Consider the following 23,857-nt stretch of genomic DNA (forward strand, 5'->3'; position numbering starts at 1 on the left):
GGGTTCCGGTGTGAGGGTGGGTTCCGGTGTGGGGGTGGGCTCCGGTGTCGGGGTCGGTTCCGGTGTAGGGGGCACTGTCGGCTTCGGCGTCACGCGCACCGTGATGTTCGCGGTCCCGGTACGGCCGAGTTCGTCGGTGATCGTGTAGGTCAGGAAGGTCGTGCCGCTGAAGTCCTCCTTCGGTGTGAACCGCACGCTCCCATTCGAGGCGATCTCGACCGTCCCGTCCACGTTCGGCGCTACCGCGGTGACCGAGATCCGAGTTCCGGAGTCGTTGGCGATGGCATCCACGATCACCGGCACTCCCTGATCGGTCTGGACGTCGTCATCGACGGCGGTCGGATCCGGCGCGAGCACCGTGGGCGTCGTGCTGGTGAACGTCCGGCTCTGCGTCGGGCCGAGCGGCGCGATCGACTCCGGCGAGAACGTCGGCGGTCCCGAATACGAGAACGAGTCCGGCGGGGTGGGTGCCGGGTCCTCCTCGATCACGCAGGATCCTCCGTCCCAGAAGGCGATCGGGCTGCCGGTTGCGCTCGTACTTCCCGCCGGAACGGTCACGCTCCACGACTGTGAGGGCTGTCCGGTGCAGACGATCGTGCCTGAGAAGGTCTGATCGACCGGCAGTCCCGCTGAGGGCAGACCGGTGATCGACTTCGTCACGGCGATGGTCGACCGGGTGTTGAACAGCTGCAGCGACACGGTGCTGGAGTTGGAGGTCGGGTTGGGGTCGAAGATCGCCTCCGGCCCCGCGCTCGACACGACGGTGGCCGTGTTCTTGTAGGTCCCCGGTACGAGACCGGCCGAGCCCCGAACGACGATGGTCACGGAGCCGGCGCCCGCCCCGATGGTGGAGATCGTCGAGCCGACGGTCCGTGAATCGGCGTCGTACGAGACCGGACCGCAGACGGAACCGGTAGACGCGGTGCAGGTGGCCGACTCGTAGACGAAGCCCGAGGGCAGCGGGTCGGAGAACTGGATGGAAGTCGCGGGGTTCGGACTCGAATTCGTGACCGTGATGGCAAAGCTCACAGGCTCATTGGCGCGGGCGTCGCGCGGGGTCACGACCTTGTTGACCGAGATATCCGCACAGGTGACCTTGGTGTTGGATTCGACCCTGTTGTTCGCCGTCACGGGATCGGTCGTGCCCGCGCGAGTCGATGTCTCGAAGAGCGACGTGACGTTCGCGGCCGGACCGCACGTGGTGATGACGGGGACGAGGGTGTACTTCACCGTGATGGACGAGCCGCTCGGGTAGGTCGCCACGGGGCGATCGAATACCGGCGTGAACGAGGAGATCGTGGAATCCGGGAGCGTCGGACAGACGGCTCCCCCCGTCGTCGTGCACGACAGGATGGTCGCTCTCATCTGCGGGATGGTGCTCTGGTTCCAATAGACGAGAGACCTGATGTTCGAGCCGTCCGCGGCGGACGGTCCCTTGTTGCTGTAGGTGGCCGTGTACACGGTCGGTGCCTGATCGCTCTCTGCGACCGCGGACTGGGATTCGGTCACCTGCAGATCCGCTTTCGCGCATTCACCGCCGTCCAAGACACCGTCGATCTGGGTTCGCGAACGACCGCCGGCCGTGTTGGACGTCCCGGCGGGGGCCGCACTGCTCGCTTCGTTGGTGAGGGTGCCCTTGCCGCAGCTGGTGAACGTGAACGTCGCCGTATAGGTGATCGTCAGGGTCGCGCCGACCGGGAAATCTCCCACCTGACCGGACCAGACATCACCGAAGGAGGAGACGCTGGTGTCGCGGACGAAGGTGGGACACGTCGCTCCCCCGGAACCGACGCACGAGGTGATGTCGATGCTCACCGCAGGCGCGACCATGTTGCCCGACCAGAACATCATGTCGCGCACGGCGGCGTTGTCCGCGGGGTTCGGTCCCTTGTTGGCGTAGGTCACGGTATACGTGATCGGCGTCGTTGGCGTCACCGTCGTGGTCGACTGGTTCTTGGTCGCGGTCAGCTCCGTGGGCACACACGCGGGGCCGTTCGCCGTCACGTTGACGTTCACGGTGTTGTTCCGTGTCTGGGGATCACTGACCGAGGGCGGGGCAGTGATGGTTGTCGTGGAGGTGAGCTCCGTCGAGCCGCACAGGAAATTCGGGGTCGCCCGGAATACCACCGTGATGGATGCGCCCGAGGGAAACTTCGGGACGGCGCCCGTCCACGGGCTCCCGAAGGTCGGGGTCGTGGAGTCTTCGAGAAAAGTCGGGCACGTCGCCCCGCCCGTAGCCGAGCAGGACTGGATGGTGTTCGCCATGCTGCTGATCACGGATCCGGACCAGAAGAAGTACTCGTTGATGATGGCCCCGTCTGCGGGTGCCGGGCCGTTGTTCGTGTACGTCACCGTCCACGTGATCGGTGACCCGGGAGACGTGGTGGTTGCGGAGGGCGACGCCGATACGGCCAGGTCGGCACTCGTGTCGATTGCCGTGCTGACGCTGCTGGCGTTCGAGCTGGGGTCGCTGTCGATGGCACCGGGAGCGGGGTCGACGCGGGATGTCGCGGTCACGCTGGAGGGGGACGTGGTGGAGAAGCTCCCGGTGATCTTCAGCGTCACCAGCCCGAGGTGCGGGAGCGTGGGCACGGTGCCGGTGATCGCACTCCCGCTGACGTTCAGCGGGGAGGGGCAGACGGCGCCGTCCGCGGCGGAGCAGGTCGCCGCGACGTTGGTGGCTCCGGCGGGCAGGCCGATCGACAGCGCGGTGCCATCGGCCGCGGTCAGTGCGTTGTTGCCGACGGTGACGGTGTAGGTGAAGGCCGCGCCCGCGATGGCGTCGGTCGGCCCGCTGATGTTCGTCGTCACGTCCACTGTCGTCGCGCCGGTTGCGGCGGTTGCGGGGGCGGGCGAGCTCCCCGCCGCCATCGCTACGGCGATGGCGATCGACGCGACCATGGCGAAGATTTCACGCCTTCGGTCGTGATGTGTGCCGCCGCGTGTGCGGCGCTTGGTGCTGTGTCTCACGTGTCTGTCCACTTTTCGGGTTCGAGTGTTCCCCACGGCGCGATCGGGTCACGCTGGCTGCGAGCTGAAGGCATCCTTCGAGCCGCTATTTGCGAGGACACACGGACACGAGAGACATGACGCGCTTTTGCAAGGAAAAGGAGATGACGGCACGGCGCACGCCCGACAGCGCCCGCAGGGTGAGTGGGCTGAGGGAGACAGCGCGATACCGAGGGGAATCCGCCCTCGGTGAGAGAGGAAGTGGAGTCGGGGGCTCAGGAGGGAGTGGGGGCCAGCTCGGTCCAGCCCCCGCCGAACTTCGCCGCGCGGCCGTCCCCCGAGGACGTGCCGGTGAGGCGGCGCCGCACCCACGGCGCGACGTGCTCGCGGTAGTACGCCGAGCCCGTGAGCCGCTGGATCTCGGGGAGGTCGCGCAGGTGCCACCACTCCCCCGGCGCGGTGAGCCCGACGGACTCCAGCACGCGGGCCGCGACGCGGTGATGACCGCGGCCGTTCATGTGGAGCCGGTCGACCGACCAGAACTCGGGCCCGGCGAGCTCGCGATCGAACCAGTTGTACGCCGTGATGACGTCGGGGCGGTGCTGCAGCCGTGCCTCGACGGCGTGCGATAGTGCGTCGCCGCGCGCCTGGACGACCCGGCCGAGCGGCAGTCCCGCCGACGGGTTCGCGCCCGACAGAACGATGAGCTGCACGCCCTCCTCGTCGCAGCGGCGCACCACGTGGTCGAAGACGGCCACGATCCGCTCGATCCCGGTGCGTGGACGCAGCATGTCGTTGCCCCCGCCGTTGAACGACAGGTGCGTCGGCTTCAGCGCGAGCGCCGGCTCGAGCTGTTCGTCGACGATCGGCTGCACGAGTTTGCCCCGGATAGCCAGGTTCGCGTACTGGATCGGCTCGCCGATGGCATCCGCCCATCCCTGCGCCGCGAGGTCGGCCCAGCCGCGGACGGTGCCGTCGGGCCGCTCATCGCCGACGCCTTCGGTGAACGAGTCGCCGATCGCGACGTAGCGCACGGATGCCATCCCGCCAGCCTACGCGCGGGGCGGCGGCTCCGGCTTCAACGTCAGCCCTCGGCCAGGGCGCGCCCGCGTTCCTCGCGCAGGAACAGCGCGGCGACCACCGCGACGGCGAAGAACGCCGCGAACACCACGAACAGCAGCGGCGCCCCGCCGAGCCCCAGCAGTGGCGGGACGCTCAGCGGTGCGACGATCGATGCGATCCGGCCGACACCGGCGGCCCACCCCGCGCCCGTGGCGCGCAGCGGCGTCGGGTACGTCTCGGGGGTTGCGGCGTAGAGCGCACCCCACGCGCCGAGGTTGAAGAACGACAGCGCCATTCCGGCAGCGATCACCGCGACCTCGCCGGAGGCCGTGCCGAAGAACACCGCGGCCGCGACCGAGCCCGCGAGGAACGTCGCGAGCGTCGCGCGGCGACCCCAGGCCTCGATGAGCCACGCGGCGACGGCGTACCCGGGCAGCTGGGCCAGCGTGATGATGAGCGTGAAACCGAACGAGCGCACGAGGTCGTAGCCCTGCGACACGAGGATCGTCGGGATCCAGATGAACGCCCCGTAGTACGAGAAGTTCACGCAGAACCAGAGGATCCACAGCGCGGTGGTCCGGCCGCGAAGCGGCGCCGCCCAGAGCGCCGACACCCGCGCGCGCGGTGCAGCGTGCGTCGGTCCCGACTCGGTGGGCGCGGGCGTGAACGACACGCGCCCGGCCGCGGCCTCGAAGTCCCGGACGATCGCCGAGGCCTCGGCATCCCTCCCCCGGCTCGACAGCCAGCGCGGCGACTCGGGCAGCCCCCACCGCACGAGGAGCGCGTACGCCGCGGGGATCGCACCGAGCGCGAACGCCCACCGCCACCCGTCGGCCGACGAGGGCACGACCAGGTAGCCGATGACCGCGGATGCCGTCCACCCGAGGGCCCAGAACGCCTCGAGGAACACGATGATCCGGCCGCGCATGCGCGCGGGCGCGAACTCGCTGACATACGTGGATGCCACGGGCAGCTCGGCGCCGAGACCGAGACCGACGATGAAGCGCAGGATCAACAGCGCGACGAGGCCCCCGACCAGCGCGCTCGCCCCCGTAGCAACGCCGTAGATCAGGAGCGTGATCGCGAAGACCCGCCGACGACCGAAGCGGTCGGCGAGCAGGCCGCCGAGGCTCGCGCCGATCGCCATCCCGGCGAAACCGGCCGACGCGATCCAGGACGTCTCGCTCGGCGCGAGGTGCCACTGCGCCGCGAGCGCCGCGATGATGAACGAGATGAGCCCGACGTCCATGGCATCCAGGGCCCAGCCGATCCCCGACCCGCCCAGGACCCGCGCGTGACGGCGCGTGAACGGGAGGGCGTCGAGGCGTTCGGCGATGGCCGCGACGTCGGTCGACGTGGTCACCGGATGCCGGCCGTCTCGGTCTCGGCGAGCATCTCGTGCACGAGCGGGAGGACGCGCGTGCCGTAGAGCTCGATGCTCGACATGAGCCGGTCGTGCGAGATCGATCCGCTGGCGAACTTCAGCTGGAAGCGCGTGTTCCCCAGCGCCCGCACGGTCGCGGCGATCTTGCGGGCGACGGTCTCGGGCGAACCGATGTACATCGCCCCCTCGGGACCCACGTCGTGCTGGAACCGGAGCCGGTTGTATTCGGGCCACCCGCGCTCACGGCCGATCGTGTTGTTGAGCTCGGCGACGCCCTCGTACGCCTCTTCCCAGGCCTGCTGGTCGGTCTCGGCCACGTGCCCGGGCGAGTGCACCGAGATGGGCATCGGCGGCTTGCCGAACTCCTCGAGCGAGCGGCGGTACAGGTCTGCGAACGGGCGGAACCGTGCCGACGAGCCGCCGATGATCGCGAGCACCAGGCCGTAGCCGTAACGCGCCGCGCGCACGACCGACTCGGGCGAGCCGCCGACGCCGACCCACGCCTTCAGGCCGTTCTCGGTCTTCGGGTAGACGTCGGCGTCCTGCAGCGCGGCGCGCGTGCGTCCCTGCCAGCTCACCGGCTTCTCGTCGAGGAGCAGCGAGAAGAGCTCCAGCTTCTCCTCGAAGAGCTGCTCGTAGTCGCGGAGGTCGTAGCCGAACAGCGGGAACGACTCGATGAACGACCCGCGCCCGAGGATCACCTCCGCACGGCCGTTCGAGACGGCATCCAGCGTGGCGAAGCGCTCGAAGACGCGCACCGGGTCGTCGGAGGAGAGGACCGTGACCGCCGTGCCCAGGTGGATGTTCTTCGTGCGCGCCGCGGCGGCCGCGAGCACGATCTCGGGGCTCGTGACCGCGAAGTCCTTGCGGTGGTGCTCCCCCACGCCGAAGAACGAGAGGCCCACCTCGTCGGCGAGCACGGCTTGGTCGACGACGTTGCGGATCGTCTGCGCGTCGGACTGCAGGCTCCCGTCGGGTCCGCGGGAGATGTCTCCGAAGGTGTCGAGACCGAGCTCGAGCGGGCGATCGTTCATGGCGTCTCCTTGCCGAATCGGAAGCATTCGGATGAATGAACTTTATGCCCCCCGGCGGTATTCCCGAGAATCGGGGCGTCCGCGCGCGCGAACGCCCCGATCCGGATCACGCGGATGCGAGAGCTGCGCGCAGCGTGTCGAGCCCGACGCCGCCGATACCCAGCGCCTTCGTGTGGAACGCCTTCATCGAGAAGGCGTCGCCCTCGCGCTCGCGGTACTCGTCGCGCACCTGCTCCCAGATGCGCTGGCCGACCTTGTACGCGGGAGCCTGACCCGGCCAGCCGAGGTACCGGTTGACCTCGAACTTGACGAACTCCTCGGGCATGTTGACGTTGCGCAGCATGAACGCGAGCGCGTAGTCGTGGTCCCAGGTGCCCGCGCCGTCGAGCCGCGGCTTACCGAGGTGGACGCCGATGTCGAGCACGACGCGCGCCGCACGCATGCGCTGACCGTCGAGCATGCCGAGGCGGTCGGCGGGGTCGTCGAGGAAACCGAGCTGCTCCATGAGGCGCTCGGCGTACAGCGCCCAGCCCTCGGCGTGACCGCTGGTGCCGGCGAGCAGACGCCGCCACGAGTTGAGCTGCCCGCGGTTGTACACGGCCTGCGCGATCTGCAGGTGGTGGCCCGGAACGCCCTCGTGGTACACGGTGGTGAGCTCGCGCCACGTGTCGAAGCTGTCGACGCCCTCCGGCACCGACCACCACATGCGGCCGGGGCGCGAGAAGTCGTCGGTCGGGCCGGTGTAGTAGATGCCGCCCTCCTTCGTGGGGGCGATCATGCACTCGAGGCGCCGGATCGGCTCGGCGATGTCGAAGTGGGTGCGGCCCAGTTCCTCGACCGCGCGGTCGCTCGTGCGCTGCATCCACTCCTGCAGGGCGGCGGTGCCGTGGAGCTTCCGCGACTCGTCCTGCTCCAGGAACGCGACGGCCTCCTCGACCGTGGCACCGGGGAGGATCTCGTTCGCGATCGACTCCTGCTCGGCGACCATCCGCGCGAGCTCCTCGACGCCCCACTCGTACGTCTCGTCGAGGTCGATCGTCGCGCCGAGGAACTGGCGCGAGTGCAGCGCGTACAGGTCGCGGCCGACCGCGTCGGTCTCGCCGGCGACGGGCGCGAGCTCGGACGACAGGAAGGATGCCAGGGCGTCGTACGCCACGCGGGCGGCACCGGCGTTCTGGTCGAGGTCGCGAGCGAGCGACGCGGGCAGCTGCCCCTCCTCGGGGGCGGCGTCGCCCACGAACTCGGCGAAGAAGCCCGTGTCGGCGGTGTAGCGGGCGATCTGCGTCGCGACCTCGACGACCTGCCGACGGGCGGGGACCACGCCGCGGGAGATGCCTTCGCGCAGCGTCGCGATGTACCCGTCGATCGCGCCCGGCAGAGCCTTCAGGCGCGTGGAGATCGTGGACCAGTCCTCGACCGTCGCGGTCGGCATGAGGTCGAACGCCTGCCGGAGGTCCTGCGCCGGGGAGGCGATGACGTTGACGTCGCGCAGGTGCGTCTGCGCGGCGTGCAGCTCGAGGTGCAGGTCGAGCTCACGGCCGAGGTCGAGCTTCGTGACCTCGTCGACCGCGTCGACGGGGGTCGCGTTGTCGAGCGCGGCCTTGGTGGCGCGCGCCTGATCGGCGAGCTCGTTCGCGCCCTCGGGGCTGTAGTCGCCGAAGCGGTCGTTGTACTCCGTGCGTCCGATGTAGGTGGCGAGCGTCGGCACGCGCTCGGCCAGGGTGTCCACCCACGCGTCGGCGATCGTGTCGATCGGCGTGGGGGTGCGTTGTGGATCAGTCATAGGACGAGCCTAGGGAAGCCGGAGGGGGCCTGACCAGCCGGGGCGCTCAGTGGCCCGCTTCGTCCCAGTCCCCACCCCGGCCGATCTGCACGTCCAGAGGCACCGACAGGTCGGCGGCATCCGCCATCCGAGCCCGCACGATCGCCTCCACGGCATCCCACTCCCCCGGTGCGATCTCGACGACGAGTTCGTCGTGGATCTGCAGCAGCACGCGCGAACGAAGACCCGTGGATGCCAGCTCCTCCCGGATGCGGTACAGCGCGATCTTCATGATGTCGGCGGCGCTGCCCTGGATCGGGGCGTTGAGCGCGGCGCGCTCGGCGTTCTCGCGGAGCACGCGGTTCATGCTCGTGAGGTCAGGGAACGGGCGGCGGCGGCCGAAGATCGTCTCGGTGTAGCCGTCCTGTCGTGCCTGCTCGACCGAGCCACGCAGGTAGTCGCGCACCGCGCCGAAGCGGGCGAAGTACTCCAGCATCAGCTGCTTCGCCTCCGACTGCTCGATGCGCAGCTGCTTCGACAGACCGAACGCGGACAGACCATACACGAGGCCGTACGACATCGCCTTGACCTTCGTGCGCATCGCCGGGGTGACCTCGGACGGCTCGACGCCGAACACCCGTGACCCGACGAACCGGTGCAGGTCTTCGCCGGAATTGAAGGCCTCGATGAGCCCCGGATCGCCGGACAGGTGCGCCATGATGCGCATCTCGATCTGCGAGTAGTCGGCGGTCAGCAGCGTCTCGTAGCCCTCGCCGACCTCGAAAGCCGCGCGGATGCGCCGGCTCTCCTCCGTACGGATCGGGATGTTCTGCAGGTTGGGGTCGGTGCTCGACAGGCGCCCGGTCTGGCTGCCGGTCTGCACGTACGTCGTGTGAATGCGGCCGTCGGCGCCGATCGCGGCATCCAGCGCGTCGATGATCTGCTTCAGCTTGGTCGCCTCGCGGTGCCGCAGCAGCAGGTCGAGGAACGGGTGGTGGGCGTTCTCCTGCAGATCGGCGAGGGCCGCGGCATCCGTGGTGTACCCGCTCTTGGTCTTGCGGGTCTTTGGCAGCTGCAGCTCGTCGAACAGCACCTCTTGCAACTGCTTGGGCGACCCGAGGTTGACCTCGTGCCCGATCGACGCGTACGCCTGCTGCGCGAGGTCGTCGGCGCGCGCCGCGAGCTCGCCGGAGAACCGCGCCAGCTTCTCGTGCGAGACGGCGACACCCGCGAGCTCCATGTCGGCCAGGGCGCCGAGCGTCGGCAGCTCGATGTCGGTGAGGACGCCCGCGACGCTCTCGGGCAGGTCGCCGCGCTGCGCCTCGGACACGCGGCGCACGTACCACGACAGCTGACCCGGGGTCGCGCCCTCGGTCTCGGGCACGAGCTGCGTCGGGTCGGCCTCCGGCAGCTTCTCGCCCAGGTAGCGGTCGACGAGGTCGGCGAGCGTCTTGTCGGGGAAGCTCGGCCGCACCAGCCACCCCGTGAGGATCACGTCGTCGACGATCCCCCCGACCTCGACCCCCGCGCGGGCGAGTGCCTTGAGTTGCGGCTTCGCCGCCGCGAACGCCTTCGGGGCATCGGATGCCAGCCATCCGGCGAGGGCGTCGCGCACCGCGTCCGTCCACTCGGCCTCGGCCGCGGCGTCGGCGGTCGCGAGACCGATGCGGGAGGGCTTCTGACCGAACAGGTCGATGGTGACGCCGACCGTGCCGGTGGCCGCCGCCGTCCACGCGGCGATCGCGTCCGCGTCGAGAACGGCGGGAGTGGGGGCCTGAGCCGTCGGCAGCGCGGGCTCGGCGGCCACGGAGGGATCGGCGCCGAACGCGTCGAACACGCGCGGCAGCAGCGTGCGGAACTCGAGCCGGGCGAAGATGTCGCGCACGGCCTGCGCGTCGATGGGCTGCACGACCAGGTCGGCCGGGGCCTTCTCGAGCTCGACGTCCCGCAGCAGGCGGTTCAGGGCGCGGTTGCGCTTGACGTCATCGAGGTGCTCGCGCAGGTTGTTGCCCGCGACGCCGGTGATCTTGTCGGCGTTCTCGAGCAGCGCCTCGAGGGACCCCCACTGCGTGAGCCACTTCACGGCGGTCTTCTCCCCCACCTTCGGCACGCCGGGGAGGTTGTCGCTCGTCTCGCCCACGAGGGCCGCGATCTCGGGGTACTGCGCCGGCGGCAGGCCGTACTTCTCGATGACCGCGTCGGTGTCGTAGCGCTTGAGCTGCGACACGCCCTGCACGTTCGGATAGAGCAGCGTGATCTCGTCGTTCACGAGCTGGATCGTGTCGCGGTCACCGGAGCACACGAGCACCGAGAACCCCTCGGCGGACGCCTCGGTGGCGAGCGTCGCCAGGATGTCGTCGGCCTCGACGCCCTCCTTCATGAGGACGGGCACGTTGAGGGCGCGCAGACAGTCCTGCAGCAGCGGGATCTGTCCCTTGAACTCGGCGGGAGATTCGCTGCGGTTGGCCTTGTACTCGCTGTACTCCTCGGTGCGGAACGACTGCCGCGACGTGTCGAACGCGACCGCGAGGTGCGTCGGCTTCTCGGCCTTCACCAGGTTCACGAACATCGACAGGAAGCCGTAGATGCCGTTGGTGTGTTGCCCGTCCTTCGTGGAGAAGTTGTCGACGGGAAGGGCGTAGAACGCACGGTAGGCCAGCGAGTGGCCGTCGACGACGAGGAGAGTAGGCTTTTCGGCATCCGTCACTCGTCCAGCGTAACGAGTGCCACCGACACTCCCCGGGCTCCGGCCCACCGAAGGCGACGATGACCTCCACGACACCCGACATCACTCCCGGACTCGAATGGGTGAGACAGCGCGGAATGGGCGCCCTCGCCGAGAAGATGGGCATCGAGTGGGTCGAGTTCTCGATCGATCGCTGCGTGGCCACGATGCCGGTGGAGGGCAACACGCAGCCCGTCGGACTGCTCCACGGCGGCGCCTACGTCGTGCTGGGCGAGTCGCTGGGCTCGATGGCCGCGAACCTGCACGCCGGCGCCGGTCGCCTCGCGGTGGGCATCGACATCAACGCCACCCACACCCGCTCGGCGACCTCGGGTCGCGTGACGGGCGTGTGCACCCCGATCCACCTGGGCCGTTCGCTCACCGTCCACGAGATCGCCGTGTCCGACGAGCAGGGCCGCCGCTGCTCCACGATCCGCATCACGAACATGATCAAGGACGCCCCGACACCGGCCTGAAACTCGGACTGAAACGAAGAATGGATGCCACCGGAGTGGCATCCATTCTTCACGAATCGGGCGATCAGCCCTTCTTGGGCGCCAGCTGCTCGATGATGGCCTTGGCCACGTCCTGCATGGTGAGACGGCGGTCCATGGATGCCTTCTGGATCCAGCGGAACGCCTCCGGCTCGGACAGGCCCATCTTCTCGTTGAGCAGGCCCTTCGCGCGGTCGACGAGCTTGCGGGTCTCGAAACGCTCGACCATGTCGGCGACCTCGGCCTCGAGCGTGATGATCTGCTCGTAGCGGGCCAGCGCGATCTCGATCGCGGGCAGCAGGTCGTTCGGCGTGAACGGCTTGACGACGTACGCGAGTGCGCCGGCTTCGCTCGCCCGCTCGACGAGCTCCTTCTGGCTGAACGCCGTCAGCAGCACGACCGGAGCGATGTGGTTCTTGCTGAGCTTCTCGGCGGCGCTGATGCCGTCGAGCTGCGGCATCTTGACGTCCATGATGACCAGGTCGGGACGCAGTTCGGTGGCGAGCTGGACGGCGGTCTCGCCATCACCGGCCTCGCCGACGACGTCGAAGCCGTTGTCGCGGAGGATTTCGACGATGTCGAGGCGGATGAGCGATTCGTCCTCCGCCACGACGACACGACGAGGGGCGGTGGGTGCGCTCACCGGCGCGGCTTCGTGATCTGTCACGGTTCCATCCTATGGCTGTGTCAGGGAGGAACACCGGAACGGTGCCTCGAACTGCGGCGCCCTGGGGCACCGCGGGGGAAAAGGATATCGGGTCGACTCCCTCGAGAGCCGACCCGTCATCGTGCCGGTGGTGGGACTCGAACCCACACGCCCTTGCGGACAGAGCATTTTGAGTGCCCCGCGTCTGCCATTCCGCCACACCGGCAGGTGCTGCGTCCCAACCTATCGGCGGGAACGACGACGCGCGCCGGACGGAACCGGCGCGCGTCGCCGAAGGGTCAGTTGTCCTTGTACCCGGGAGCCGCGCCGTGCACGGCGTCACCCACGCGGTGGACGCGCAGGTCGTTGGTCGACCCCGCGATTCCGGGAGGGGAACCCGAGATGACGACGACCTTGTCGCCGACCTTCGCGAGGTCGTGCGACAGGAGGTAGTCGTCCACCTGCAGGAACATCTTGTCGGTGTGCGACACGTGCTCGACGAGGGTCGAACGCACGCCCCACGTCAGCGCCAGACGGCGGCGGATGCCGGGCTCCGGCGTGAACGCGATCATCGGGATCGTGGAGCGCAGACGCGACATGCGGCGCGCCGAGTCGCCCGACTCGGTGAACACGCAGAGGTACTTGGCATCCACGAAGTCGGCGACCTCGACGGCGGCGAGCGTGATCGCCCCGCCCTGGGTGCGCGGCTTGTTGGTGAGCGGCGCGATGCGCTCCAGGCCGTGCTCCTCGGTGGACTGCACGATGCGGGCCATCGTCTCGACGACCACGACGGGGTACGCGCCCACGCTCGTCTCGCCCGACAGCATGACCGCGTCGGCGCCGTCGAGGACGGCGTTGGCGACGTCGCTGGTCTCGGCGCGCGTGGGCACCGGGTTGCTGATCATCGACTCGAGCATCTGCGTCGCCACGATGACGGGCTTCGCCATGCGACGCGACAGTTCAACCGCGCGCTTCTGCACGATCGGCACGGCCTCGAGCGGAAGCTCGACGCCGAGGTCGCCGCGGGCGACCATGATGCCGTCGAACGCGTCGATGATCTCCTCGAGGTTGTCGACCGCCTGCGGCTTCTCGATCTTGGCGATGACCGGGATGTACCGGCCCTCCTCGCCCATGATCTCGTGCACGCGCTCGATGTCCTTGGCATCCCGCACGAACGACAGGGCGATCAGGTCGGCTCCGGCGCGCAGGCCCCAGCGGAGGTCGGCCTCGTCCTTCTCGCTCAGCGCGGGGACGTTCACGGCCACGCCGGGCAGGTTGATGCCCTTGTTGTTGGACACCGGGCCGCCGACGATGACCTTGGTCGTCACGACGGTGCCGTCGGTCTCGACGACCTCGACGCGGACCTTGCCGTCGTCGATGAGGAGGAAGTCGCCGGGCTGGACGTCCTGGGGCAGGCCCTTGAACGTCGTGCCGACGATCTCCTTCGTGCCGAGGATGTCCTCGATCGTGATCTTGAAGATGTCGCCGGGGGCGAGGTCGTGCGGACCGTTCTCGAACTTGCCGAGGCGGATCTTCGGACCCTGCAGGTCGACGAGGGCGGCGACCGGGCGGCCCGCGTCTTCTGCCGCCTTGCGCACGTTGGCGAAGTTGGCGTCGTGCACGGAGTAATCTCCGTGGCTCAGGTTCAGTCGGGCGACGTCCACCCCGGCGTCGATGATGGCGCGAACCATCTCATACGACGACGTGGCGGGGCCGAGGGTTGCGACGATCTTGGCGCGTCTCATCCGTTTTCAAGCTCCGTGAGGATATTCGGGAAGTGGCCGATCGGCCCTTGCCAGCTTAGGCGGGCAGGAGGCCGATGGCGACGTCGGTGGGCTTGACCGGTGCCGGCAGCACCGTCTTGCCCATGAGGAACGTGTCGACCTCGGCGGCCGCGGCGCGCCCCTCGGCGATCGCCCACACGATGAGCGATTGTCCGCGGCCGGCGTCACCGGCAACGAACACGCCCGGAGCGGTCGTGGCGTAGGTGGCGTCGCGCTCGACGTTGCCGCGGTTCGTGAACTGCGCGCCGAGCTGCTCCTCGAGGTGCTCGCGCTCGGGGCCGGTGAAACCCATGGCGATGAGCACCAGGTCGGCGGGGATCTCGCGCTCGGTGCCGCTCTTGGGGACGCGGCGTCCGTCGACGTACTCGGTCTCGGCCACGCGCAGCGCGCGGACCTCGCCCGCCTCGTTGCCGAGGAACTCCACCGTCGACGCGAGGAACGTGCGCTCCCCTCCCTCCTCGTGCGCGGAGGCGACCTCGAACAGGTTCGGCATCATCGGCCACGGCTGGTCCATCGGACGCTCCGAGGGCGGCTGCTTGCCGATCGCGAGGTTCGTCACGCTCAGTGCGCCGTGACGGTGCGCCGTGCCGATGCAGTCCGCGCCGGTGTCGCCACCGCCGATGACCACGACGTGCTTGCCGTGCGCCGTGATCTGCTGCGGGACCTGGTCGCCCGCGACCGCCTTGTTGCTCTCGACGAGGTACTCCATGGCGAAGTGCACGCCGTCGAGGTCGCGGCCCGGGATCGGGAGGTCGCGCGGAACGGTGGAGCCTGTGGCCACCACGACGGCGTCGTAGCGGGCGCGCAGCTCGCTCCACGAGATGTCCTTGCCGATCTCGACGCCCGCGCGGAACCGGGTGCCCTCGGCCTGCATCTGGCGCAGCCGCAGCTCGAGGTGGCGCTTCTCCATCTTGAAGTCCGGGATGCCGTAGCGCAGGAGCCCGCCGATGCGGTCGTCGCGCTCGTACACGGCGACCGTGTGGCCGGCGCGCGTGAGCTGCTGGGCCGCGGCGAGACCGGCGGGACCGGAGCCGACGACGGCCACGGTCTTGCCCGTCAGGCGCTCCGGCGGCTCGGGCTCGACCCAGCCGTTGCCGAACGCCTCGTCGATGATCGAGACCTCGACCTGCTTGATCGTCACGGCGGGCTGATTGATGCCCAGCACGCACGAGCTCTCGCACGGCGCCGGGCACAGGCGACCGGTGAACTCCGGGAAGTTGTTCGTCGCGTGCAGGCGCTCGATCGCCGCGCGGCCCTCGCCGCGCCACGTGAGGTCGTTCCACTCCGGAATCAGGTTGCCGAGCGGGCAGCCCTTGTGGCAGAACGGAATGCCGCAGTCCATGCAGCGACCGGCCTGGCGGCGGATGACGGCCGAATCGCCCGGCTCGTACACCTCTTTCCAGTCCATGATCCGCACGGGCACGGGGCGCCGCTTGGGGAGCTCGCGCTCCGTGACCTTGAGAAAGCCCTTCGGGTCAGCCACCCGTCACCTCCAGAATGCGCGTCCAGACGACGTCACCGTCGGGGTCGAGCCCCTCGGCGACCGCCTCCTGGCGGGTCTGCATGACCGCGGCGTAGTCGCGCGGCAGCACGCGGACGAAGTTCTCCACCTCGGTCTCGAAGTCCGCGAGCAGACGACGGGCCAGCGTGGAGTCGGTCTCGGCGACGTGCTTCTCGAGCAGGTCGCGCAGGATCTCGGCATCCCCCGAACCGAGGGGGCCGAGTTCGAGTTCACCGGATGCCAAGGCCTCACGGTTCGCCAGGTCGGTGTCGAGCTTGTAGACGTACGCCTGTCCGCCGGACATGCCCGCGCCGAGGTTGCGGCCGGTCGCGCCGAGGATCACGGCGAGACCACCGGTCATGTACTCGAGCGCGTGGTCACCCACGCCCTCGACGACCGCGGTCGCCCCGGAGTTGCGGACGAGGAAGCGCTCGCCCACCACGCCGTTCAGGAACATCTGCCCCTGCGTGGCGCCGTAGCCGATGACGTTTCCGGCGATGACGTTCTCGGACGCCTCGAACGTCGAGCCGCGCGGCGGCCGGACGACGATCTTGCCACCCGAGAGCCCCTTGCCGACGTAGTCGTTCGAGTCGCCCTCGAGGCGCAGCGTGATGCCGGCCGGCATGAACGCACCGAACGACTGGCCGGCCGAACCCGTCAGCCGCACGTCGATCGCGCCCTCGGGCAGGCCGTGCTCCCCGTGCGCCTTGGTGACGTGGTGGCCGAGCATCGTTCCGACCGCGCGCGCGGTGTTGCGCACGGGCAGCTCGATCGTGATCTGACCGCCGTGCGCGATGACGTCCTGCGCGCGCTCGATGAGCTGGACGTCGAAGTGCTCGTCGAGCTCGTGGTTCTGGTTGCGGCCGTGGCGGCGCGGCTCGTCCTCGGCGAAGTGCGGGCCCTCGAGGATCGGGGCGAGGTTGAGACCCCGCGCCTTCCAGTGCTCCACGGCGCCGTTGACGTCGAGGAGTTCGGAGCGGCCGACGATCTCGTCGATCGAGCGGTAGCCGAGCGCGGCGAGGTACTCCCGCACCTCCTGCGCGATGAACTCCATGAAGTTCACGACGTACTCGGCCTTGCCGGTGAAACGCTGGCGCAGGACGGGGTTCTGCGTCGCGACGCCCACGGGGCACGTGTCGAGGTGGCAGACGCGCATCATGATGCAGCCCGACACCACGAGCGGAGCCGTGGCGAAACCGAACTCCTCGGCGCCCAGGAGCGCGCCGATGATGACGTCGCGGCCGGTCTTCATCTGACCGTCGACCTGCACGACGACGCGGTCGCGCATCCCGTTGAGCATGAGCGTCTGCTGCGTCTCGGCCAGGCCGAGCTCCCACGGCGTACCGGCGTGCTTGAGCGAATTCATCGGGCTCGCGCCCGTGCCGCCGTCCTGCCCGGAGACGAGGATGACGTCGCTCAGCGCCTTCGCCACACCCGCCGCGACCGCGCCGATGCCCGACTGGCTCACGAGCTTGGTGTGGATGCGGGCCGACGGGTTCGCGCGCTTCAGGTCGAAGATCAGCTGCTTGAGGTCTTCGATCGAGTAGATGTCGTGGTGCGGCGGCGGCGAGATGAGGCCGACGCCCGCGGTCGCGTGACGCGTCCGCGCCACCCACGGGTACACCTTGGTCGGCGGCAGCTGACCGCCCTCGCCGGGCTTGGCGCCCTGGGCGAGCTTGATCTGGATGTCGTCCGCCTCGGTGAGGTACAGGCTCGTCACACCGAATCGACCGGATGCCACCTGCTTGATGGCGCTGCGACGCTCGGGGTCGAGCAGGCGGTCGACATCTTCGCCGCCCTCGCCCGTGTTCGACTTGCCGCCGATGCGGTTCATCGCGATCGCCAGCGTCTCGTGCGCCTCCTGCGAGATCGAGCCGTAGCTCATCGCGCCGGTGGAGAAGCGCTTCACGATCGCCGACACCGGCTCGACCTCGTCGATCGGCACGGGCGGGCGCTGACCGGTGCGCAGCGAGAACAGGCCACGGAGAGTCTTCAGCTCGTGGGCCTGGTCGTCGATGAGCTTCGTGTACTCGCGGAAGATGTCGTACCGGCGCGCGCGCGTGGCGTGCTGCAGGCGGAACACCGTGTCGGGGTTGAAGAGGTGCGGAGCGCCGTCACGGCGCCACTGGTACTCGCCGCCGGTCCACAGGCGCTCGTGCGCGCGGGCCGCGGCATCCTCGGGGTAGGCGTACTCGTGACGCGCGGCGTTCTCGGCCGCGATGACGTCGAGTCCGACGCCGCCGAGCTTCGTCTCGGTGCCCGTGAAGTAGGCATCCACGAATTCCCGCGAAAGGCCGACGGCCTCGAACACCTGCGCACCCGCGTACGACGACACGGTCGAGATGCCCATCTTGGACATGATCTTCAGCACGCCCTTGCCGAGCGCGTAGATCAGGTTCTTGACGGCCTTCTCGGGCGTGATGCCGGTGATGAAGCCAGCGCGCACGAGGTACTCGACCGTCTCCATGGCGAGGTACGGGTTCACCGCGGAGGCGCCGTACCCGATGAGGGTGGCGACGTGGTGCACCTCGCGCACGTCACCGGCCTCGACCACGAGACCGACCTTCATGCGGGTCTCGTTGCGGATGAGGTGGTGGTGCACGGCCGCGAGCATCAGCAGCGACGGGATCGGCGCCAGGTCTTTGTTGGAGTCGCGGTCGCTCAGCACGATGAACTCGGCGCCGTCCTCGATCGCGTGGTCGACCTCGGAACACATCTGCGCGATGCGCTTCTGCATTCCCTTGTGGCCGGCCTCGACACGGTACAGACCGCGGATCGTCACCGACGAACGCCCCGGCAGGGCGGTGTCGATGTGCTGGATCTTCGCCAGCTCGTCGTTGTCGATCACGGGGAAGTCGAGCGTGACGGTACGCGTGTGCTCGGGACCCCAGTCGAGGAGGTTGCGCTCGGGCCCCAGGCCCAGTGAGAGCGACGTGACGACCTCTTCGCGGATCGAATCCAGCGGCGGGTTGGTGACCTGTGCGAACTGCTGCGTGAAGTAGTCGAAGAGCAGGCGCGGGCGGTCGCTCAGCACGGCGACGGGTGCGTCGCTCCCCATGGCGCCGAGCGGCTCGGTGCCGTTCTGTCCCATCGGGGTGAGGAGCATGCGCACCTCTTCCTCGGTGTAGCCGAAGGTGCGCTGGCGGCGCGTGATCGAGGCGATCGGGTGCACGATGTGCTCGCGCTCCGGAAGCTCGGAGAGGCGCACGCGACCGGCATCCAGCCATTCCTGCCAGGGCTGCAGGGACGCGAGCTGCGCCTTGATCTCCTCGTCCTCGACGATGCGGCGCTCGGCCGTGTCGACGAGGAACATGCGCCCGGGCTGCAGGCGGCCGCGGCGCTTGATGCGCTCGGGCGCGAAGTCGAGCACGCCGGTCTCGGAACCGATCACGACGAGGCCGTCGGTGGTCTCGGTCCAGCGCCCGGGACGGAGGCCGTTGCGGTCGAGTGTCGCACCGACGAGCGTGCCGTCGGTGAAGATGAGCGCGGCCGGGCCGTCCCACGGCTCCATCTGCATGGAGTGGTAGTCGTAGAAGGCGCGCAGATCGGGGTCGATCGTCGCCTGCTTCTCGTACGCCTCGGGGACCATCATCATGATCGCGTGCGGGAGGCTGCGACCCGTGAGGGTCAGGAGCTCGAGGACTTCGTCGAAGGATGCCGAGTCGCTCGCGCCGTCGGTGCAGATGGGCAGCAACGGGCGCACGTCGCCGATCAGCTCGGACTCGAGCTGCGACTGGCGCGCGCGCATCCAGTTGCGGTTGCCCTTGACGGTGTTGATCTCGCCGTTGTGCGCGAGCATGCGCAGCGGCTGCGCGAGCGGCCACGACGGGAACGTGTTCGTCGAGTACCGCGAGTGCACGACGGCGAGCTCGGAGGCGAAGCGCTCGTCCTGCAGGTCGGGGTAGAACGGCTCGAGCTGCAGCGTCGTGACCATGCCCTTGTAGCCGAGGGTGCGGCTGGACAGCGACACGAAGTACGCGTCGAGCTCGTGACGCGCGCGCTTGCGCAGCCGGTAGACGCGACGGTCCAGCGCGATGCCGGAGAGCGCCGGCTGGTCGCCGACCGCGGGGTGCGACACGAACAGCTGCTCGAAGGCGGGACGCGCCTCGAACGCGAGCTTGCCGAGGTTCTCGGGCTCGGTGGGGACCTCGCGCCAGCCGAGGACGGTGAGGTTCTCGGCGGCGGCGAGCTTCTCGATGCCGGCCTTCTGCGCCGCCCGCTCCTCGTGACCGAGCGGCAGGAAGACGAGACCCGCGGCGTACTCCCCCACCGGCGGCGGGTCGAAGTCGACGACCGCGCGCAGGAACGCGTCGGGCATCTGCGTGAGGATGCCCGCGCCGTCACCGGTACCGGCATCCGATCCGACGGCCCCGCGGTGCTCGAGGTTGCGGAGCGCCGTCAGCGCCAGGTCGATGATGTCGTGCCCGGGCTCGCCACGGAGCGTCGCCACCATGGCGAGACCGCAGGCGTCCTTCTCGAACGACGGGTCGTACATGCCCTGCCGGGCGGGGAAAGCGCCGCCGACGGCGCCGGAACGGGAGCTCGAAGCCATACCAACCGTCCTCACGTTGATGCTGCGAATGGGACGACGTCGGCCCAGGGAGTTACTTCGTGGCGGGGCTGCTTGTGGCGCTGGTGCCGACGGTGTCGTTCGTCGCGGGCGGCTCGCTCACGTCGACGAAGTCAGTGGGGTCGGTCGAGTCTACAGCCCCGGGAGCCTTGCCCTCGCGCCCCGGCTGGTAGGGCGAGGGCTCGAGACCCTTGTGGCGACGCGACTGCACGATGAAGATCACGACGCCGAGGACGACGCCGATGATGGCCGCCCACACGTTCGTGCGCAGGCCGAGGATGATGTCGCTCGGGTCGATCCGGATGTTTTCCCAGACGATTCGGCCGGCGCTGTACCAGACGAGGTACACCGCGAACTGCTTGCCCCACTGCAGCGTGAACCGCTTGCCGACCCACAGGATGACCGCAGCGCCGAGCAGGTTCCAGATGACCTCGTAGAGGAAAGTCGGCTGGAAAAGAGTGCCGGCTGGCAGTCCGACGGGGATCGCCGAGTTCGGCGTGGCGATTTCGAGGCCCCACGGGAGGTCGGTCGGCTGGCCGAAGAGCTCCTGGTTGAACCAGTTGCCGAAGCGTCCCATCGCCTGCGCGATGATGAGGCCCGGGGCCAGCGCGTCCGCGAAGGTCCAGAACCGGATGCCGGTCCACTTGCAGCCCAGGTACGCGCCGAGGGCGCCACCGATCAGGGCGCCGTAGATGGCGATGCCGCCCTCCCAGATGGCCCACACGGAGCCGGGCTGGAACGGGTTCCACGGGTTGGACCCGGGACCGAAGTAGAAGCCCAGGTGCGTGACCACGTGGTAGATCCGCGCGAAGACGATCGCGATGGGCACCGCCAGCAGGCAGATGTCGATGACGACCCACTTCTCGGCGCCACGACGCGTCAGACGCGCGTTCGTGACGAACACGGCCACGATGATGCCCGCGACGATGCACAGGGCGTAGAAGTGGATGCGCAGGGGTCCGAGATCGAAGTACGAGATCGAGGGGCTCGGGATGCTGGCGAGCACGCCGGAGGCCGCGCGCGAGAGGGCGAACGTCATGCAGACGAGTCTAGGCGCGCCGCGCCGTGCCCGCCGACAGCTCCCGAGCGAGCGAGCGGAGCGCCTCGACGCCGCCGTCGCGGAGCGCCTTCACGAGCGCAGTCCCGACGATCGCGCCGTCCGCGTACTCGATGACCCCGGCGACCTGCTCGGCATTGGAGATGCCGATGCCCACGCACGCGTGCGCCGCGTCGTGCGACCGGAGACGCTCCACGAGGCCGCGGGCCGCGGCATCCAGCTGCGCCCGCTCCCCCGTGATGCCCATCGTCGAAACCGTGTAGACGAAGCCCGTGGAGGCCTTCACGATCATCTCGAGGCGCTCGTCGGTGGAAGTCGGCGCGGCGAGGAACACGCGGTCGAGGCCGGTGCGCTCGCTCACGGCGATCCACGCGGACGCGGCATCGGGCGTTATGTCGGGCGTGATGAGACCGGCACCGCCCGCGGCGAGCAGGTCGTCGGCGTAGCGCTCGACGCCGTACTGCTCGACGAGGTTCCAGTACGTCATCACGAGCACCGGCACGTCGGTGCGCGCGGTGACCTCGCGGATGATCGTGAACAGGTCGCGCATGCGGAATCCGTTGGCCAGCGCCGTCTGCGTGGCCTCCTGGATGACGAGCCCGTCCATGACGGGATCGCTGTAGGGCGGACCGAGCTCGATGACGTCGACGCCGGACTCCGCCAGCGCGACCGCCGCTTCGATGCTCGTCGCGACGTCGGGGAATCCGGCGGGCAGGTATCCGACGAGGGCACCGCGTCCGGCCGCGTGGGCGGCGTCGATCGCCGCGGACACGCGCGAGGTCACAGCTCGACCCCCGCGCCGCTCGCGGCGTCCGGAGCCGGGGTCACGTCCACCGGCGAACCGGAGGCGGATGCCACGGCCTCGGCGCCCGCGGTCTGGGCCGGACGGCCCTCCGGGGCGGGCGCGTGCTCGGCGTCGTACAGGTCGAAGTAGCGGGCGGCGGTGTCCATGTCCTTGTCGCCGCGACCGGACAGGTTCACCGCGATGATGGCATCCGGACCCAGCTCCTTGCCGATGCGGAGGGCACCCGCCAGCGCGTGGGCCGACTCGATCGCCGGGATGATCCCCTCGGTGCGTGACAGGAGACGCAGGGCCTGCATGGCCTCGTCGTCGGTCGCGGGGATGTACTGCGCGCGGCCGATGTCGGCGAGCCACGCGTGCTCGGGACCGACGCCCGGGTAGTCTAGACCCGCCGAGATCGAGTGGGACTCGGTGGTCTGGCCGTCCTCGTCCTGCAGCACGTACGTACGCGCGCCGTGCAGCACGCCCGGGCGACCGCGCTCGATCGAGGCCGCGTGCTTCGGGGTGTCGACGCCGTCGCCGGCCGCCTCGACACCGTAGAGCGCGACGCCCTCGTCGTCGAGGAACGCGTCGAACATGCCGATCGCGTTCGACCCGCCGCCGACGCACGCGAACACCGCGTCGGGGAGGCGGCCGAGGCGTTCGAGGAACTCCGCGCGCGTCTCTTCGCCGATGATCTTCTGGAAGTCGCGCACCATCGCGGGGAACGGGTGCGGACCCGCCGCGGTGCCGAAGATGTAGTTGGTCGTCTCGACGGTGGACACCCAGTCGCGGTACGCCTCGTTGATGGCGTCCTTGAGAGTGCGCGAACCCGTGGTGACCGGGACGACCTCGGCGCCGAGCAGACGCATGCGCGCGACGTTGAGCGCCTGGCGCTCGGTGTCGACCTCGCCCATGTAGACGACGCAGTCCAGGCCGAAGAGGGCGGCGGCGGTGGCGGTGGCGACGCCGTGCTGGCCGGCGCCGGTCTCGGCGATCACGCGCGTCTTGCCCAGGCGCTTGGTGAGCAGCGCCTGGCCCAGGACGTTGTTGATCTTGTGCGAGCCGGTGTGGTTGAGGTCCTCGCGCTTGAGGAAGACGCGTGCGCCGCCCGCGTGCTCGGCGAACCGCGGCACCTCGGTGAGCACCGAGGGGCGGCCGGCGTAGTCGTGGAGCAGCGCCTTCAGCTCGGCGAGGAACTCGGGATCGGCCATCGCCGACTCCCACACCGCGGTGAGTTCGTCGATCGCGGCGATGAGCGATTCGGGCATGTAGCGGCCGCCGAAGTCGCCGAAGAACGGCCCCTTCTGGTCGCGCAGGCTGACAGTGGTCATGCAGTCTCCTGGAGGAACGCGCGGAGGGTCGCGACCGGGTCGCCGGTCACCAGCGCTTCACCGACGAGGACGACGTCGGCGCCGGCGGCGCGGTAGTGCGCGACGTCGGCGGGGGCGAGGACGGCCGATTCGGCGATCTTCACGGCATCCCCGGGGAAGCGATCGGCGAGGGAGCCGAACAGGTCGCGATCGAGTTCGAAGGTCGAGAGGTTGCGGGCGTTGACGCCGATGAGCTTCGCGCCGAGGTCGGCCGCACGCTCCAGTTCTTCGGCGGAGTGCGTCTCGACGAGCGCCGCCATCCCGAGGTCGGTCGCGAGCCCGTAGAGCTCGGTGAGCGTCTTCTGGTCGAGCGCCGCGACGATCAGCAGCACGAGGTCGGCACCCGAGGCTCGGGCCTCGAGCACCTGGTACGGCGTCGCGAGAAAGTCCTTGCGGAGCACGGGCACCGATACGGCGGCGCGGACGGCCTCGAGATCGGCGAGACTGCCCTTGAACTTGCGGCCCTCGGTCAGCACCGAGATCGCGGAGGCACCGCCCTCTTCGTACAGGCGCGCCTGGTACGCCGGGTCGGGGATCGACGCGAGGTCGCCGCGCGACGGGCTCGCGCGCTTCACCTCGGCGATGATCTTCACGCGGTCGGCGGGGGCGAGCATCGCGAGCGCGTCACGCGCGGGGGTCTGCGCGAGGGCATCGCGCTCGACGGCCGCGAGCGGACGCGTCTGGGCGCGCTGCTCGGCATCCTCCACCGCTCCGGCCGTGAGATCGGCCAGCACG

General features: G+C 69.5%; 16 protein-coding genes, 1 tRNA gene and 1 pseudogene. 2 read left to right on the top strand and 16 right to left on the bottom strand.

Annotated elements, in window-relative coordinates:
• A partial coding sequence (locus AVW09_RS17365) for an Ig-like domain-containing protein (protein ID WP_197462652.1) occupies positions 1–1,980 on the bottom strand: 1,980 nt, incomplete at its 3' end.
• An 81-nt stretch (positions 1,981–2,061) separates the two neighbouring features.
• A pseudogene (locus tag AVW09_RS18475) lies at positions 2,062–2,817 on the bottom strand (hypothetical protein); the annotation flags it as partial.
• Here AVW09_RS18475 and AVW09_RS18035 point away from each other — a divergent pair.
• A complete protein-coding gene (locus AVW09_RS18035; protein ID WP_022877517.1) occupies positions 2,759–2,929 on the top strand; it encodes a hypothetical protein in 171 nt (56 codons plus the stop codon). The pseudogene AVW09_RS18475 and the gene AVW09_RS18035 overlap by 59 nt on opposite strands.
• 295 nt (positions 2,930–3,224) lie before the next feature.
• Here AVW09_RS18035 and AVW09_RS14145 read toward each other — a convergent pair whose 3' ends face one another.
• The 5 genes from AVW09_RS14145 to polA all read right to left on the bottom strand — a co-directional run bounded on the left by AVW09_RS14145 (position 3,225) and on the right by polA (position 10,898).
• Positions 3,225–3,992 carry an SGNH/GDSL hydrolase family protein gene (locus tag AVW09_RS14145; protein ID WP_197462654.1) on the bottom strand — a complete coding sequence of 256 codons (768 nt, stop codon included), beginning with the start codon at positions 3,990–3,992 and terminating at the stop codon, positions 3,225–3,227.
• 41 nt (positions 3,993–4,033) lie between these two features.
• A complete protein-coding gene (locus AVW09_RS14150; RefSeq protein WP_063258678.1) occupies positions 4,034–5,374 on the bottom strand; it encodes an MFS transporter in 1,341 nt (446 codons plus the stop codon).
• The gene (locus AVW09_RS14155; RefSeq protein WP_063258679.1) at positions 5,371–6,429 is read right to left on the bottom strand and encodes an LLM class flavin-dependent oxidoreductase; all 1,059 of its coding nucleotides are present in this window, start codon (positions 6,427–6,429) and stop codon (positions 5,371–5,373) included. The genes AVW09_RS14150 and AVW09_RS14155 overlap by 4 nt, the downstream gene beginning before the upstream one ends.
• 106 nt (positions 6,430–6,535) lie before the next feature.
• The gene (locus AVW09_RS14160; protein WP_063258680.1) at positions 6,536–8,212 is read right to left on the bottom strand and encodes a DUF885 domain-containing protein; all 1,677 of its coding nucleotides are present in this window, start codon (positions 8,210–8,212) and stop codon (positions 6,536–6,538) included.
• Positions 8,213–8,258: 46 nt separating this feature from the next.
• Entirely contained in the window at positions 8,259–10,898 is a 2,640-nt protein-coding gene (gene polA, locus AVW09_RS14165) for a DNA polymerase I (RefSeq protein WP_063258681.1), read from the bottom strand.
• Positions 10,899–10,957: 59 nt separating this feature from the next.
• Here polA and AVW09_RS14170 point away from each other — a divergent pair, with 59 nt between their 5' ends.
• Positions 10,958–11,392: a hotdog fold thioesterase gene (locus AVW09_RS14170; RefSeq protein WP_063258682.1), complete on the top strand. Its 435-nt coding sequence runs from the start codon at positions 10,958–10,960 to the stop codon at positions 11,390–11,392.
• A gap of 64 nt (positions 11,393–11,456) precedes the next feature.
• Here the strand turns inward: AVW09_RS14170 and AVW09_RS14175 are convergent, their stop codons facing one another.
• The 9 genes from AVW09_RS14175 to trpC form a co-directional block, all read right to left on the bottom strand.
• Positions 11,457–12,077: an ANTAR domain-containing response regulator gene (locus AVW09_RS14175; RefSeq protein ID WP_022877510.1), complete on the bottom strand. Its 621-nt coding sequence runs from the start codon at positions 12,075–12,077 to the stop codon at positions 11,457–11,459.
• Between the two features lie 122 nt (positions 12,078–12,199).
• Positions 12,200–12,282 (bottom strand) — tRNA-Leu (locus AVW09_RS14180).
• A 73-nt stretch (positions 12,283–12,355) separates the two neighbouring features.
• The gene (gene pyk, locus AVW09_RS14185; RefSeq protein ID WP_063258683.1) at positions 12,356–13,801 is read right to left on the bottom strand and encodes a pyruvate kinase; all 1,446 of its coding nucleotides are present in this window, start codon (positions 13,799–13,801) and stop codon (positions 12,356–12,358) included.
• A gap of 55 nt (positions 13,802–13,856) precedes the next feature.
• The gene (locus AVW09_RS14190; RefSeq protein WP_063258684.1) at positions 13,857–15,323 is read right to left on the bottom strand and encodes a glutamate synthase subunit beta; all 1,467 of its coding nucleotides are present in this window, start codon (positions 15,321–15,323) and stop codon (positions 13,857–13,859) included.
• A complete protein-coding gene (gene gltB, locus AVW09_RS14195; protein ID WP_063258685.1) occupies positions 15,316–19,893 on the bottom strand; it encodes a glutamate synthase large subunit in 4,578 nt (1,525 codons plus the stop codon). Before gltB ends, AVW09_RS14190 begins: the two co-directional genes overlap by 8 nt.
• A gap of 52 nt (positions 19,894–19,945) precedes the next feature.
• Positions 19,946–20,950 carry a prolipoprotein diacylglyceryl transferase gene (gene lgt, locus AVW09_RS14200; protein WP_063258686.1) on the bottom strand — a complete coding sequence of 335 codons (1,005 nt, stop codon included), beginning with the start codon at positions 20,948–20,950 and terminating at the stop codon, positions 19,946–19,948.
• Between the two features lie 10 nt (positions 20,951–20,960).
• Positions 20,961–21,752, bottom strand: coding sequence for a tryptophan synthase subunit alpha (gene trpA / locus AVW09_RS14205; protein WP_063258687.1), 792 nt, complete (start codon positions 21,750–21,752; stop codon positions 20,961–20,963).
• Positions 21,749–23,083 carry a tryptophan synthase subunit beta gene (gene trpB / locus AVW09_RS14210; RefSeq protein WP_063258688.1) on the bottom strand — a complete coding sequence of 445 codons (1,335 nt, stop codon included), beginning with the start codon at positions 23,081–23,083 and terminating at the stop codon, positions 21,749–21,751. The genes trpA and trpB overlap by 4 nt, the downstream gene beginning before the upstream one ends.
• Positions 23,080–23,856 carry an indole-3-glycerol phosphate synthase TrpC gene (gene trpC, locus AVW09_RS14215; protein WP_063258689.1) on the bottom strand — a complete coding sequence of 259 codons (777 nt, stop codon included), beginning with the start codon at positions 23,854–23,856 and terminating at the stop codon, positions 23,080–23,082. Before trpC ends, trpB begins: the two co-directional genes overlap by 4 nt.
• Position 23,857 lies beyond the last annotated feature (1 nt).

It is taken from the genome of Microbacterium sp. T32, from assembly GCF_001619615.1.
Taxonomy (GTDB): Bacteria; Actinomycetota; Actinomycetes; order Actinomycetales; family Microbacteriaceae; genus Microbacterium.